Below are 13,999 nucleotides of genomic sequence, written 5' to 3'. Positions count from 1 at the left end.
CATGGCACAACGGAAGCCTCAAATCTCTGCCGTACCCCCAAATTTCAGGACATTTTGCAGCCTCTATGTGCCGTACCCCAGCTTTTCAGGACACTGAAAAGCTGGGAGAAGAGCCCAAGGACGCGAGAAGTACCACAAGGATGCGAGAAGCGCGGGCGGGCCCGCTAGTCGAGGCAGTACGCCTCCACGGGCACGATGTCGCGGCCATCATCGCGCCGCGAGCCGTCCTGTCCTGCTCGTCGCCGCTCGCGTCCGTTCCAGCGAACGCCGTCGATGCGCTCAAGCTCCTCGTAGAGACGCTGCCTGAGGCGTCTCAGCCGCGTTGCCTCCGCGCGCGTCAGGCGTTTTGCGGGCGTGCCGAGGTCGCGCCTGATCAGATCCACCAGCCCGTCCATGTAGGCCAGGTCGCGATACTGCCTCTTGGTGACGATGTACTCAACAAGCCCGATGGCCGTGAGCTCGTTGTGGCGTTCCGCGTCTCTCGCGTGGGCCTCCTCGCTGGCGTGGTCCTTGCCGTCGTACTCCACCGCGGCGCCAAGCAGCGGCCGCCCGTTGCGCATGGCCTGGGCTGGCGCGCGCAGCAGGATATCCGGCTTGCGCACGCCCGCGCGCATCCTGTTGTGGATGCGCCCGACTTCCAGCGGCTCGTTCATGGAGAGCACGTCAAGGCCGTATCCGCCTCGCGCCGGCTTGAGCCCAAGGCGCAGGGAGAGCTTGGTCTCGCGCGGGGAGCCGGAGCCAACGCAGGCATGACGCAGGGCGCCCCGCACCCCCGCGGTGCCGGCGCGCAGCCGGAGCGCCCCAAGATGCGCGGCCATGCTCTCGCGCGTGGTTATGGGGCGGCTCCGCTGATACATCCCCTCCTCAAGACCCGGGGCAATGGCATAGGTGCCAAGGAGCTCGCTGAGCAGCACGATGAGCTCGAGCTCCGTGAGCTGGGGAGCAAGCTGGACCGCAAGGTGCTCCGGGGCAACGCAGAGTACGCCCGGCACCACCGGAATAGCGGAGTGCGAGGGGAGGGGCTCGGCCACAAACCGCGTTTTCACAAGCTTGGAGCGCCGGCGCGTCCCTCTGTCCGAGACAAGGACCTCGATTGGCCGCGTCAGCTGGGCAAGGGGATCTATGGAGACCAGCAGCGCCGCGAGCTCGTCTTCGTTGGGGGCGAGGCTCGGGACGTAGGCGTCGCAGCGCTGAGGGTCCTCTAGGATCAGGCGCATCCTCTGCGTGCGAATGAGCTCGAGAGCGGAGTTATGAGAAATTAGTATATCCATACTATGATACTAACGTAAAAATTTATCAACGCAAGTGCAAGGTTAACGGAATTTTGAGTTTTTCGGCCGGCGCACATGTCCTGAAAATTGGGGGTATGGCAGAAGGAGAGCCTCAAATCGCTGCCGTACCCCCAAATTTCAGGACATTTTGCGGCCTCGGCGTGCCATGGTCCCGTATTTCAGGACACTGAAATCGGCGTGGCGAGAAGCTCCGACGCGGCGAGAAGCTCCGACGCGGCGAGAAGCGCCGGCAGAACGCGAGCTCGCGCGACCCAGCGCGCAGCCGCTACAATGGGGCAACAAGAACCACCCGTCGCACCGACCCCAAAGGCTGGGGCCGGCGCATTTCCGTGTAGAGGAAGCCCATGCTCATCGACCGCGTTTCTCGCCAGCTGCTCTCCGCCCCGGAGCTCTCCCCGCTTGTGCGCGAGCTCTCCGCCGGCAGCGACGCCTCGCTCTCCGTGGCCCAGTCCGCGCGCCCGCTCGTGCTCGCCGCGCTCTGGGCGGCAAACCCACGCCCGTGCCTGCTCGTGGTCTCGGGCGAGGAGGCGGCGGACCGCACGGCGCGCGCCCTTGCGGCGTGGCTCGGCCAGGACGTTGTGGGCCGCTACCCGGAGCGCAAGGACCGCCCCTGGCAGGACAGCGCGCCGGACGACGCCGTCGTGGGCACGCGCTGCCGCTCCGTGGCCCGCCTTGCCGCGGCCGAGAAGTGCGTAATCGTGGCATCCGCCCACGCGCTGCTGCGCCGCGTGCCGCCCGTGGGCAGCGGCTACTTTGCCTCGAGCACCTTTGCCGTGGGCGAGGAGGTCCCCTTTGAGGACGTGCCCGCGCTGCTCGTGGGCATGGGCTACACGGATGCCGGCGAGGTTGACGCGCCCGGCACCTTCCACGTGCACGGCGACACCGTCGACGTGTGGCCGGCACAGGCGACCTCCCCCGTGCGCATGGAGTTCTTTGGCGACGAGATCGACCGCGTGCGTCGCATGGTGCCCTCCACGGGCCAGACCATCGGCGAGCTCAGGGAGGTCACCGTCTCGCCCTGCCGCGAGCTCGCCCTCACGGACGAGACCGTTGCCATGGCCGAGCGCCAGCTCTATAAGGCGGCCCAGGAGAGCACCAAGGTAGCCGCTGACCTCGAGCTCATTCGCCAGCGCGCCGCGGCTCCCGCGCTCGAGCGCTACTTGCCGCAGCTCTACGGGCGCACCGCCAGCCCGCTCGATCACATCTCCGCGGAGACGCTCGTGGTCCTTGCCGAGCCGCGCTCCCTCTTTGACGACTGCATGCGCGAGACGGACGAGATCGTCGCAGCGGCCAACGCCGCGCATGTGAAGCTCGAGGGGCTCTACACCTCCCCGCGCGATCTGGACTTTGGCAGCCAGCAACGCCTGTCCTTCTCGTCCATGCTGCGCGCGGGCACAGGCGCCTCAACGGCCGAGCTCACGGTGCGCCAGCCCGGCATCGCGGGCTCGGACTCAAAGCTCCTCGGGCGCGTGCGCCAGCTCGTGAAGGACCGCTCGGTCATCCTCTTCACCGTGCCGGACCGCGGCGCGCGCGAGTCCCTTGAGCTGCGCTTCTCGGACGAGAACATCCCCTTCGTGGAGTCCCTGGGAACCGCCGCCGAGAACAACGACCCGCAGGTACCGCCCCTTGCCCGGGGGCAGGTCACCTTTACGGACGCGCCCGTGCCGGCGGGCATAGAGATCCCCGCCGCCCGCCTGGCCGTGCTCTCGGTCTCCGACCTCACGTCCCGCACCGCCAAGGCGCGCCGTCGCGCGCGCCGCGTGGACCCCACGAGCGTGACCTTCCCCTTCAAGCCGGGAGACTACGTGGTTCACGCCACGCACGGCATCGCGCTCTTCTCGGCCATTGTGCGTCAGGAGGTGGCCGGCCGCGAGCGCGACTACTTCCTGCTGGAGTACGCGGGCGAGGACAAGCTCTTTGTGCCCCTGGAGCAGGTGGACCGCATCACGCGCTACGTGGGCCCGGATGGCAGCAGCCCGCGTCTCACGCGCCTCAACACGGCGGACTGGTCCCGCGCCACGGGCAAGGCGCGCAAGTCGGCCAAGAAGCTCGCCTTTGACCTGGTGGACCTCTACACGCGCCGCAGCTCCGTGCCGGGCTACGCGTTCTCGCAGGACACGCCCGTGCAGGAGGAGATGGAGGCGAGCTTCCGCTACGACCTCACGCCTGACCAGCGCTCCGCCATCGCCGACATCAAGGAGGACATGGAGGCGCGCCGGCCCATGGACCGGCTGCTCTGTGGCGACGTGGGCTTTGGCAAGACCGAGGTGGCCCTGCGCGCGGCGTTCAAGTGCTGCCAGGACGCCAAGCAGGTCATGGTGCTCTGCCCCACCACCATCCTGGCGCAGCAGCACTTTGAGACGTTCTTCTCGCGGTTTGCCCCGTTTGACCTCAAAGTGGCCGTGCTCAGCCGCTTTGTGACGCCGGCCCAGCAGCGCCGGGCGCTCGAGGGCTTTGCGGATGGCTCGGTGGACGTGCTCATTGGCACGCACCGCCTGCTCTCGGCCGACGTTAACCCCTATGACCTGGGGCTCGTTATCATCGACGAGGAGCAGCGCTTTGGCGTGCAGCACAAGGAGCAGCTCAAGAACATGCGCGAGCAGGTGGACGTGCTCACGCTCTCCGCGACGCCCATCCCGCGCACCATGCAGATGGCCATGAGCGGCGTGCGCGACATGAGCCTCATCATGACGCCGCCGCCAGGGCGCCTGCCCGTGAAGGTGACGGTGGGCGAGTGGGACCCGGACATCGTCTCCGCCGCCATCCGCGAGGAGCTGGCGCGCAAGGGCCAGGTCTACTACGTGAGCAACCGCGTCCACACCATCGACGACGCCGTGAGTCGCGTGATGGAGGCCGCGCCCGAGGCCCGCGTGGGCGTGGCACACGGCAAGATGAGCGCGCGCGAGGTGGAGGACGTGATGCTGCGCTTCCAGGAGCACGAGATCGACGTCCTGGTTGCCACCACGATCATCGAGAGCGGCATCGACAACCCGCACACCAACACGCTCATCATCGAGGACTCTCAGCGCCTGGGTCTGGCGCAGCTCTACCAGCTCAAGGGGCGCGTGGGCCGCGGGCGCACGCAGGCCTACGCCTACTTCATGTTCCCGGCCGAGCAGCCGCTCACGCCCGAGGCCACGGACCGCCTCACGGCCATCAACGAGTACCAGGACCTGGGCAGCGGCATGAAGATCGCCATGCGCGACCTCGAGATTCGCGGAGCGGGCTCGCTCATGGGCGCCGAGCAGCACGGCAACCTCTCCAGCGTGGGCTTTGACCTCTTCACGCAGATGCTCGGCGAGGCCGTGGCCGAGGCGCGCGGCGAGACGCGCGACGTGGAGCAGGCCGAGGTCACCATCAACCTGCCGGCGGACTTCTTCCTGGCGGAAGAGTACCTGCCGGACGTGGACAAGCGCGTGCTGGTGTACCGGCGCCTGGCCGCGGCGGTGGACCTGGCCGAGGTGGACGCCGTGCAGAAGGACTGCGAGGACAGCTACGGCGCGCTACCGCTCGCGGGGCGCAACCTCTTCGACCGCGCCCGCGTGCGCATCCGCGCGCAGCGCCTGGGCTGCACGAGCGTCTCCCTGGGTGCCGGACGCCTCGCCTACCAGGGTCTGGAGGTGCCGCGCGCCGTGGCCCTCAAGCTCAAGGCCCGCGGCGGCGTGGTCTACCCCAAGAGCAAGAAGGTGGCCTACCCGTTCCACCGCACGGAGGAGGAGGTCATGCCGGCCGCGCTCGGCGTGCTCGAGGAGATCGGCGGCGACGACGAGGTGGAGGACGCCGAGTAGCGGGTTCTTCTCGGTTGTCGTGCGCTACGTGGATGTCCTGAAATTCGGGGCCGTGGCAGATCCGATGTGCCACGGCCCCGATTTTCAGGACACTGAATTGAGAAAACCGCAGGTCGCCCAAACGGCCCCGTGCCGTACCCCCGATTTTCAGGACACGCGAGAAGCGCCGTCGAGAAGAGCGTCCCGCGCTACGACTCCTCGAGCGCCGTCACGGCCGCGTCCACAAAGGCGGGCATGCCGGTCATGTTGGGGTGCGTCCTGTCGGCGTTGAGGTACTCGGGGTGAGCGCGCGCGATGGTCTGCCAGTCCGCAATGTGGACGTTGGGATACTCCTCCGCGATCTTGGCGTAGACCGCGTTGGCGTCGTCGACAAAGGTTGAGGGGCTGTAGATGTTGTAGAGCACGATGCGGCGCTCCGGCCCCAGGGCGTCGATGACCTGGTAGACGAGGTCGTCATCTGCCACGCCGCCGTTGGTGCCAAAGTCGAGAATGACGTTCTGTCGAATGAGGCCCTGCTCGAGGCCCTCGTTTACCACCTCAACGGCGTCCGCCCACTGGCGGATGGGCGCGGCGAGGAAGTTGATGCCGGCAAGCTCGGCCGTGAAGCCGTCGGAGGTGCCCGAGATGAGCGAGTCGCCGATGGCGGTCACGGTGGAGCCGTCGGGGATGCCGGTCATGTCTGCCTCGCTGTAGTTGGGAATCGAGGCGGTGGCGTCCTCGGGCTCCTCCTCGGCGCCATTCTCGCCGTCGTTCTCGCCTTCGGGGCTCTTCTCGCCGTCGCCTTCGCCCTGGGGCTCGCCCTCGCCTTCGCCCTGCTGCTCCTGCTGCTGGGCCTGCTCCTGCTCGGTCTGGGCCTGGAGTGCCTCGATCTGCTGCTGGAGCTGCGTCTTCTCGGGCGCCGTTGCCAGGGCAACCACGGTTGCCGCAACAAGCGCGAGGAACGCCGCAACCAGGACCCTTCCGCCCCAGCCGGTGCGGGCGCGCTCGAGGATGCCCTTGAGCGAGGCGATGATGCCGCCCCGCCTGAACGGCTCCTCCACAAAGCGGTAGCTCAACTCGGAGATGACAAACGAGATAAGAACAAACACCACGTCAACAACGACGTTCTCCACCGTCCCCACCGCCGTGGGAACGAGGATGCGCCCAAAGATGAGCAGGGGCCAGTGCCAGAGGTAGATTCCGTACGAGCGGGTTCCCATCCAGCGGACGGGCGCGAGCTCCATTGCGCGCGCAAAGATGCCGCCCGGCCTTGCCACAACGTTGGTCACGAGCATCAGGCTGAAGAGGCTCCCGAGGAAGAGGCCAAACGGGTACGTGAAGCGCGCGGTGTCCGGGACGAGGCATACGAGCGAGGCAAAGCCCACCAGCCCCACGGGAACGAGCGCCCACGTCCAGCGCTGCGAGGAGAGCCACCGCCGCGAGTGCGGGCCCTTGGACTTGCTCCACACGAGGGCGAGCAGGATGCCGAGGGCAAGGCCAAAGCAGTGCGTGTCCGTTCCGTAGTACACGCGCGTGTAGTTCTCGGGACTTGCGAGGACGCCCATCAGCACCAGCGAGGCCAGGGCGATCGCACCCACGATGCCCAGCAGCTGCGCGTGCGTGAACTTGTGCTTGCGCGTGACCAGAAGCAGCAGGATCGGCGGCCAGATGAGGTAGAACTGCTCTTCCACGGCAACCGACCACAGGTTCTTGAACAGCATCGGGTTCGCCTGGTCAAAGTAGTTGGAGCCGTGGAAGATCTCTATCCAGTTGGTGAGGCAGGTGAGCGCGCCAACAACCTGCCTCGTTCCGCCCACGAGGAGCTCGGGGTAGATGAGGGCGCCCAGGGGCACGCACACCAGAATCAGCACGGCCAGGGCGGGCATGAGCCTCCTCAGGCGGCGGAGCCAGAACTCCTTGAGCGAGAAGGACGGGTTGGGCCCGCGGAGCTTCCTGAGGATGCCGTAGGTAATGAGGAAGCCCGAGATGACAAAGAAGAAGTCAACGCCCACGTAGCCGCCCACAAACTGGTTGGGGGCAATGTGGTAGAGCAGCACCGCGAGAACCGCTATGGCGCGCAGGCCGTCCAAACCGGGGATGTACGAAGATCCGAGCTTGCGCGCGTCCTGCGCGCCCTGGTTGTCAAGGTGAGATTGCATATCAATACCCCTAAGGCGACGGGGGGCGAATACTGAAAGGGAGCCAGAAGCTCATTGTAGGCATTTCAGGAAGGGCCGGCGGCCATGCCAGAAGAATTTGCAGTCACTCGCAACATGCCCCCGGCCACATGCCGAGAAATGCCTGCTCTTGTGCCACGTTTGCGCTGGCGCGCCGAGAAAGGCCCGCCGCCTTAGGCCCGGGGATGGTGCGGCGCCAGGTCTTTCTCGGCGCGCCCCGCGCTAGAATCTTGTGAGATAGACCAACCGTTGAAGGAGCAGCCATGTCCCAGATCGCGGCCCGCGTGGACGCCGAGACCGCCGCGCGCCCCGGTGCGCCGACCGCCCATCCCGAGTTTGACCGCCTCGTGCGCACGATGTGGCGCCTGCGCCAGCCGGACGGCTGCCCGTGGGACCGCGAGCAGACGCACCGCTCCATCACCAAGAACATGGTCGAGGAGGCCTACGAGGCGGTGGAGGCCATTGAGACGGACGACCGCGAGCACCTTGTGGAGGAGCTTGGCGACGTGCTGGAGCAGGTGGTCCTTCATGCGCAGATCGCGGCCGACGAGGGTGCCTTCACGATCGACGACGTGGTCTGCGGCCTGAACGAGAAGCTCGTCCGCCGCCACCCGCACGTCTTCGGCGAGCACGCGGAGGCTGGTGACGGCGGAGAGGTTCAGGACATCTGGGACGAGGTCAAGGCGGCCGAGCGGGCCGCCGCCGGCGAGGCCGAGCGCCCCCAGGGGCTTCTCGACAGCGTGCCGCGCAGCCTCCCGGCGCTCATGCAGTGCCAGAAGATCTCAAAGCGCGCGGCAAAGGCGGGCTTTGAGTGGGCGGACGAGGCCGGCGTGTGGGAGAAGGTCGCCGAGGAGCGTACGGAGATGGAGGGCGAGGCCCCGGGCTCGCCGGAGCGGGCGGCCGAGTTTGGCGACCTGCTCTTTGCCCTCGTAAACGTCGCGCGCTGGGAGGGGATAGACGCCGAGGAGGCCCTCGCCGCCTCCAACCGCAAGTTCAGGGCACGCTGGGCCCGCATGGAGGCCCTCGCGACCGAGATGGGCACCGAGCTGGGGTCTCTTGGCACGGACGAGATGAACGAGCTCTGGAACCGTGCGAAGGCGGAGGAGAAGCCCGCTTAAGGGTCCGGCGCCGCAGCGCGTCTGATATAACTGAGGGTGTGCGCAGCGCCGCACGTGCCCAGCCAAAACGACCTAGAAACGAAAACACGGCATGAGCAACAAGCCCACAGCGAGCAAGCCCACGCGCAGGCAGGCCACCCTCGGCCGTGCCGCCGCCAACGCCGGCGAGGCGCGGCGCGGGAGAGCTGATGCCGCCCGGCGCGCCTCGGCGCCCGGAAAGGCAGCCTCAAAGCCCAAGGCGGCCCCCGCCAAGAAGGGCGCCCGCGCCCTCGGCACGCTCTCCTCGCTCGACGTCCCCGGCCTCATTACCCGCTTTCGCACGGTGCTTCTTGCCGTCGTGGCCGTGATCGTGGTCCTGGTCGCCCTCTACGGGCCCATGCGCGGCCTCTACGTGGCCTGGCGCGACAATGCCGCCCTGCAGGAGACGCTCGACGAGGAGAACAAGGCCACCGAGCAGTACCAGAGCGACGTCAACTCCCTGCTCACCGAGGAGGGAATCAAGGACGAGGCCCGCAAGAAGGGCTACGTGGGAGAGGGCGAGAAGAGCATCGTCGTGGACGGTGAGACCGCCCAGGACGAGCCCGAGGAGGAGGCCGATGAGCCCCTTCCGTGGTACCTTGCCGTCACCGACTTCATCTTCCAGTACAGCGAGCAGGGCGAGGAGTAGCGATGGGACGTCTGGCCTGCATTGACATCGGAACCGTGACCGCCCGCCTTGCGGTGGCCGACGTTGAGGGCGGTCGCGTGGTGCGCCTTGCCAAGCACTCCGAGATCTGCAACCTCGGCGAGGGCGTGGACGCCACGGGCCGCCTCAGGCAGGAGGCCATGGAGCGCGTCTTCGCGTGCGCCCGCGGCTACGTGGCCTCCGCGCGCGAGGCCGGGGCGCTCGCGGTGTGCTGCACGCTCACGAGCGCGGCGCGCGACGCGGAGAACGCGCGCGAGCTGGGCGCCGCACTGGACTCACTTGGTCTTGACTCCCTCATCATTCCCGGTGAGGTCGAGGGCTCGCTGACGTTTCTCGGCGTGGCGCAGGACTTTCCCGGGCGCCGCATCCTCGTGGCGGATAATGGCGGCGGCTCCACGGAGCTGGCCTGCGGCTCGCTTTCCCAAGACGGCACGCTTGACCTGAGCTTTGTTCGCTCCATAGACGTGGGCTGCCGCCGCGTCACCGAGAAGTTCCTCTCGCGCGGCGAGCTTCCCTCCGAGGAAGACCTCGCCGCCGCGCATGCCTTTGCCGCGGAGGGGTTTGCGCCCGCCGTGGCGGAGGGCGGCCTCGCCGCCGCGGGGGCGCCCGGCGCCGCCGACGACGCGCCCGAGGTGCTCGTTGTCTGCGGGGGCACGGTGACGAGCCTCGTTGCCATCGACAAGCGCCTGGAGCCCTACGACTCGTCCCGGGTGCACCTCGCCTCGCTCTCGCGCGAGCGCGTGGACGAGCTCGAGGCGCTTCTCGCCGGCCTCACCGTGGAGGAGCGCGCCGCGCTGCCGGGCCTTCAGCCTAAGCGCGCGCCCGTCATGCTGGGCGGGGCGGTGGCCATCTCCGAGCTCATGACGCAGACCGGTTTCGCGAGCCTCACGGCGAGCGAATCCGACCTGCTCTTTGGCCTTGCGCTCGCCGCGGATGCCACGCTGCGCCGGGCGGATTCCCCGGTGATCTGGAAGCCAACGATGCGCCCGCTGAGCTAGGATGGTCCTTGTCGCCTGTGGGGGCGTGGCGGAATTGGCATACGCAGGAGACTTAAAATCTTCGGCCGAAAGGATTGTGGGTTCGAGTCCCACCGCCCCTACCAGATGCGACTAGCGTGCACACCTGATATACTCTGCCCTGCGTCCCCATCGTCTAGTGGCCTAGGACACGGCCCTTTCAAGGCTGTAACACGGGTTCGACTCCCGTTGGGGGCACCACGACCTGACCGGCCCGGCATCGCCTCGCGCGTGCCGGGCCGTTTCTTTTGTCGCCCCCCCGGGCGTCCAAATGTCCAAAATGTGCCCAGTACAAAGTGGACGCCCTACCAGTCGAGGTCGTTTCTCTCGGCAAAGCGGGCGGCGGACGAGACGAGCCAGTCAAACCCCTGGCACCAGCCGATGAAGTCCGGCACGTCGGCGATGATCGGCTCCGCCTCGCGCACGGCCATCAGGCACTCCTCAAAGCTGCACGGCGCGGCGTCGGGCCGGTCGGGGAGGTAGATCTCCACGTAGGTGGGCCGCAGCAGGGCGTAGGCGCCCCCGCGGCAGAGCTCGTCGTAGCCCCTGAGCGCCCGCCGCGCCGCGCTCATGCGGCCCAGCTTGTAGAGCAGCAGCACGCGCGCGAGGTGCGACCACGCGCTCTCCTGGTGCGAGTAGCGCGCGCAGGCCGCGTCAAAGGCCGGCTCGTCCTCGAGCCGCGCGCAGGCAAGAAGATAGGTGTGGCGGGCCCCGAGGGGGTCAGCGGGCGTGGCGTCCATCACCGAGAGCGCCGCGCTCTGGGCCATGCGGTAGTGCGCGGTGTCAAGGCACGTGCGCGCCACGACGGCACGAAGCCGCAGGTGAGGCCGGTAGTAGATATCGTCCCAGGCGTCTCCCTCGGGGGGCTCGTCCGAGGAGAAGTCCTTCTCGAGCTCAAGGAGCACGTCGAGGAGCCGGTCGGGCGCCGGGTCCTGCGAGAGGACCTCGAGTAGGTTGGCGTCGAGCGAGCTCTCGTCGGATTCGCGCGCCCGCTGGCAGGCGCTGTGGAGCGCCGCAAGGCGCGCGGCGCGCTGCCGCTCAAAGGACTCGTCGTCGAGAAGATCGTCGTTTCGGCAGCTCTCCCGGTAGGCGTCCAGCGCGCGGGCCATGAAGAGCAGCGCGCGCTCGGGCGTGTGGTCGACAAACGCCTCGGGGTTCTCGCGCACGGCCAGGAGAAGCTCCTCGAAGGCCTGGTCGGAGAGGGGCCCGATCTCCTTTCGTCGGCGGTCGGCGCAGCGCCAGATCAGCTCGTCCCATGCGTTCACGCGCCCTGCACCCCCTCGCCGCTGGCCATTCTCGCCGCCTCCTCGGCGGACCTCGGGTCCAGCTCGGCAACCGTCCGCGCGAGCCACGACCCAAAGACGCCGCGCCCTCCGCGGTCGTTGCCCTCCTGGAGCAGGACCACGCCCTCGCTCACCGCGAGGACCAGCTCGTCCTCGCTGTAGGGCGCAACGCGCAGGCGCGCGAACTCGCCGTCGGGCAGCTCGCCCTGCCTGATGAGAATGAAGCCGCAGCCCGGGTACGTCTCGAGGAGCTGGCGCACGACGGCTCGCGCCGCGGCGTAGTCGCAGCGCTTGTGGGCGAGCGAGCAGCGGGCGAGCAGAAGCCAGGCGTCGTTTGCCGGGCGCGCGGGGGAGATGGTCTCGTAGCGGCGCGCAAGCTCCTCGAGGCCGCCTTCGTCCTCGAGCTTGGCGAGGGCGTAGGCAAGGGTGAAGCGAACGTCCGAGAGGTCGCTCGGGTCGGATGAGAGCAGCCGCTCGGCGGCGTTGATGGCGTCGTGGTTGCGGCCGCAGATGAGGGCGTCCTCGGCCATCGAGGCGAGCCAGCGCCAGTACGGGCGCATGGCGATCGTGGCGCCCAGGGCCGCGCGCTCGCCGCCAAAGTCCTCGACGGCCTGGTCGCGCTCGGCCTCGCAGGCGACGCGGACCCCCTCGACCTGCTCGGCGAGGTAGCGGTAGCGCTCGTCCACCGAGGTGCTTCTCGAGGCCGAGAGCATCCGGTGGGCGTCCCAGCACGAGGGGTCAAGGGAGACGGCCTCCTCAAGGAGGGCGCGGCCGCGGGCGATGAGCTGCTCGGCCGCGGGCTCGGCGGCAAACGGCAGCTGGTAGTCAACGATCTTGGTGGCTAGGGCCACCAGGTGAAAGGCGCGGTCGGCGTCGGACTGGGGGAGCGAGTCGCGCTCGCGCGCAAAGCGGCGGCCAAACGTCGCAAACGCGCGCGCCGCGGACGCCGTGTCCGCCGCGTCAAGCTCGAGCGCGTAGCGAAGGCTCAGCCTCAGGTAGTCCTCTCGCTTTGGGTCGTGCGCCATGTGGTCTCCTCTCGCTCCCTATGGTACCCGACGCAACAGCAGGAGCGGATGACGACAGCCAACCCTGTCACCATTGTCATGATGACAAAGGTGACAGGGTTGGCTGTCATCATCTTTGTCGCGCCCGCGGGTGGGCCCCGGAAAAGAACCGAGTGTTGCCGGGGCGTTTCGCTATACTTGAGCCGACCGAGAAGACGCACTTCTCGGCACACATTAAATCCGTCGCGGTGGCGGCGGCAAAGGAATTGGAGGAGTGTTATGGGACGTTTCACCAATCCGCGTGACCTGTACTTCGGCGAGGGCGCCCGCCACGAGGTCAAGAACCTCAAGGGCGAGCGCGCGGTCATCGTCACCGGCGGCGGCTCCATGCGCCGCGGCGGCTTCCTTCAGGACGTCGAGAACGACCTCAAGGAGGCCGGCTTCGAGGTCAAGCTGATCGAGGGCGTCGAGTCCGACCCGTCCGTCGAGACCGTCATGAACGGCGCTGCCGTGATGTCCGAGTTCCAGCCCGACTGGATCATCGCCATCGGTGGCGGCTCCCCGATCGACGCGGCCAAGGCCATGTGGATCAAGTACGAGTACCCCGAGACCACCTTCGAGGACATGTGCAAGGTCTTCGGCCTGCCCAAGCTCCGCACCAAGGCCCACTTCTGCGCCATTTCCTCCACCTCCGGCACCGCCACCGAGGTCACGGCTTTCTCGATCATCACCGACTACTCCAAGGGCATCAAGTTCCCGATCGCCGACTTTGAGATCACGCCCGACGTGGCCATCGTCGACCCCGAGCTCACCTACACCATGCCCGCCAAGCTCTGCGCGCACACCGGCATGGACGCCCTGACCCACTCCATCGAGGCCTACGTCTCCACCGCCGGCTCCGCCTACACCGACGCCAACGCCCTCTACGCCATGCGCGAGATCGTCGAGTGGCTGCCCAAGAGCTACGCCGGCGACAAGGAGGCCCGTCAGCACATGCACGACGCCCAGTGCATCGCCGGCATCGCCTTCTCCTCGGGTCTTCTCGGCATCGTGCACTCCATGGCGCACAAGACCGGCGCCGCCTTCACCGGCGACCACATCATCCACGGCTGCGCCAACGCTATGTACCTCGGCAAGGTCATCCAGTTCAACGCCAAGGACGCCCGCGCCAAGAGCCGCTACGCCTACATCGCCTCTGAGGTCTTCCACCTCGCCGGCGAGACCGAGGACGAGCTCGTTGCCGCGCTCGTTCAGATGATCCGCGACCTCAACGACAAGATCGACATCCCGCAGGGCATCAAGAACTACGGCAAGGGCGGCGTCAAGGCCGACGAGTCCATCATCGACTACGCCGAGTTCGAGGAGAAGAAGAGCCGCATCGCCGTTGACGCCATCGGCGACGCCTGCACCGGCTCCAACCCGCGCCAGCCCACGCCCGAGGAGATGGAGAAGCTCCTCGAGTGCGTCTACAACGACGTGGACGTGGACTTCTAATCTGCGCTTCTCGCATACGTGCAGGAAGGGCCGGAGCCGCTGGGGTTCCGGCCCTTTTTGGTGCCCGCTTTGTACCGGGTGCATTTTGGCCGTGCGCCAGGTGTATGCACGGGCGGCGAGAAAAACGCGTCAGGTGCATTGTGCCCACGGCAAAAGAACGCCA

Annotated in this window: 9 protein-coding genes and 2 tRNA genes; 7 read left to right on the top strand and 4 right to left on the bottom strand. The window is 67.7% G+C overall.

Annotated features, from left to right (window positions below; all coding sequences use genetic code 11):
* Nucleotides 1–164: 164 nt before the first annotated feature.
* Nucleotides 165–1,217: a hypothetical protein gene (locus QUW25_RS08185; protein WP_289511715.1), complete on the bottom strand. Its 1,053-nt coding sequence runs from the start codon at nucleotides 1,215–1,217 to the stop codon at nucleotides 165–167.
* Between the two features lie 419 nt (nucleotides 1,218–1,636).
* On the opposite strand from QUW25_RS08185, the gene mfd reads away from it, so the two are divergent.
* A complete protein-coding gene (gene mfd / locus QUW25_RS08180; protein WP_289511714.1) occupies nucleotides 1,637–5,080 on the top strand; it encodes a transcription-repair coupling factor in 3,444 nt (1,147 codons plus the stop codon).
* 188 nt (nucleotides 5,081–5,268) lie between these two features.
* On the opposite strand, the gene QUW25_RS08175 is transcribed toward mfd, so the two are convergent.
* Nucleotides 5,269–7,218, bottom strand: coding sequence for an acyltransferase family protein (locus QUW25_RS08175; protein WP_289511713.1), 1,950 nt, complete (start codon nucleotides 7,216–7,218; stop codon nucleotides 5,269–5,271).
* Between the two features lie 281 nt (nucleotides 7,219–7,499).
* On the opposite strand from QUW25_RS08175, the gene mazG reads away from it, so the two are divergent.
* The 5 genes from mazG (at nucleotide 7,500) to QUW25_RS08150 (ending at nucleotide 10,256) form a co-directional block, all read left to right on the top strand.
* The gene (gene mazG / locus QUW25_RS08170; protein ID WP_289511712.1) at nucleotides 7,500–8,354 is read left to right on the top strand and encodes a nucleoside triphosphate pyrophosphohydrolase; all 855 of its coding nucleotides are present in this window, start codon (nucleotides 7,500–7,502) and stop codon (nucleotides 8,352–8,354) included.
* Nucleotides 8,355–8,445: 91 nt separating this feature from the next.
* On the top strand, nucleotides 8,446–9,021 hold the full coding sequence (locus tag QUW25_RS08165) for a hypothetical protein (RefSeq protein WP_289511711.1): 576 nt from the start codon (nucleotides 8,446–8,448) through the stop codon (nucleotides 9,019–9,021).
* Nucleotides 9,022–9,023: 2 nt separating this feature from the next.
* Complete coding sequence (locus QUW25_RS08160) at nucleotides 9,024–10,037, top strand: Ppx/GppA phosphatase family protein (protein ID WP_289511710.1); 1,014 nt, start codon at nucleotides 9,024–9,026, stop codon at nucleotides 10,035–10,037.
* A gap of 19 nt (nucleotides 10,038–10,056) precedes the next feature.
* Nucleotides 10,057–10,141 (top strand) — tRNA-Leu (locus tag QUW25_RS08155).
* Between the two features lie 39 nt (nucleotides 10,142–10,180).
* Nucleotides 10,181–10,256: transfer RNA gene (locus QUW25_RS08150), tRNA-Glu, on the top strand.
* 104 nt (nucleotides 10,257–10,360) lie between these two features.
* Here QUW25_RS08150 and QUW25_RS08145 read toward each other — a convergent pair.
* Nucleotides 10,361–11,320 carry a hypothetical protein gene (locus QUW25_RS08145; RefSeq protein ID WP_289511709.1) on the bottom strand — a complete coding sequence of 320 codons (960 nt, stop codon included), beginning with the start codon at nucleotides 11,318–11,320 and terminating at the stop codon, nucleotides 10,361–10,363.
* A complete protein-coding gene (locus tag QUW25_RS08140; protein ID WP_289511708.1) occupies nucleotides 11,317–12,363 on the bottom strand; it encodes a tetratricopeptide repeat protein in 1,047 nt (348 codons plus the stop codon). Before QUW25_RS08140 ends, QUW25_RS08145 begins: the two co-directional genes overlap by 4 nt.
* Nucleotides 12,364–12,621: 258 nt before the next feature.
* On the opposite strand from QUW25_RS08140, the gene QUW25_RS08135 reads away from it, so the two are divergent.
* Entirely contained in the window at nucleotides 12,622–13,836 is a 1,215-nt protein-coding gene (locus QUW25_RS08135; RefSeq protein ID WP_289511707.1) for an iron-containing alcohol dehydrogenase, read from the top strand.
* Nucleotides 13,837–13,999 lie beyond the last annotated feature (163 nt).

The organism is Thermophilibacter provencensis, from assembly GCF_030372065.1.
GTDB classification, from domain to species: Bacteria; Actinomycetota; Coriobacteriia; order Coriobacteriales; family Atopobiaceae; genus Thermophilibacter; species Thermophilibacter provencensis_A.
This window is presented reverse-complemented; position numbering and strand designations above follow the sequence as displayed.

Bases quoted from the DNA above. Each gene is read 5' to 3' on its own strand.
- QUW25_RS08185 (WP_289511715.1), bottom strand. From the start codon at position 1,217: ATGCGCCTGATCCTAGAGGACCCTCAGCGCTGCGACGCCTACGTCCCG.
- mfd (WP_289511714.1), top strand. From the start codon at position 1,637: ATGCTCATCGACCGCGTTTCTCGCCAGCTGCTCTCCGCCCCGGAGCTC.
- QUW25_RS08175 (WP_289511713.1), bottom strand. From the start codon at position 7,218: ATGCAATCTCACCTTGACAACCAGGGCGCGCAGGACGCGCGCAAGCTC.
- mazG (WP_289511712.1), top strand. From the start codon at position 7,500: ATGTCCCAGATCGCGGCCCGCGTGGACGCCGAGACCGCCGCGCGCCCC.
- QUW25_RS08165 (WP_289511711.1), top strand. From the start codon at position 8,446: ATGAGCAACAAGCCCACAGCGAGCAAGCCCACGCGCAGGCAGGCCACC.
- QUW25_RS08160 (WP_289511710.1), top strand. From the start codon at position 9,024: ATGGGACGTCTGGCCTGCATTGACATCGGAACCGTGACCGCCCGCCTT.
- QUW25_RS08140 (WP_289511708.1), bottom strand. From the start codon at position 12,363: ATGGCGCACGACCCAAAGCGAGAGGACTACCTGAGGCTGAGCCTTCGC.
- QUW25_RS08135 (WP_289511707.1), top strand. From the start codon at position 12,622: ATGGGACGTTTCACCAATCCGCGTGACCTGTACTTCGGCGAGGGCGCC.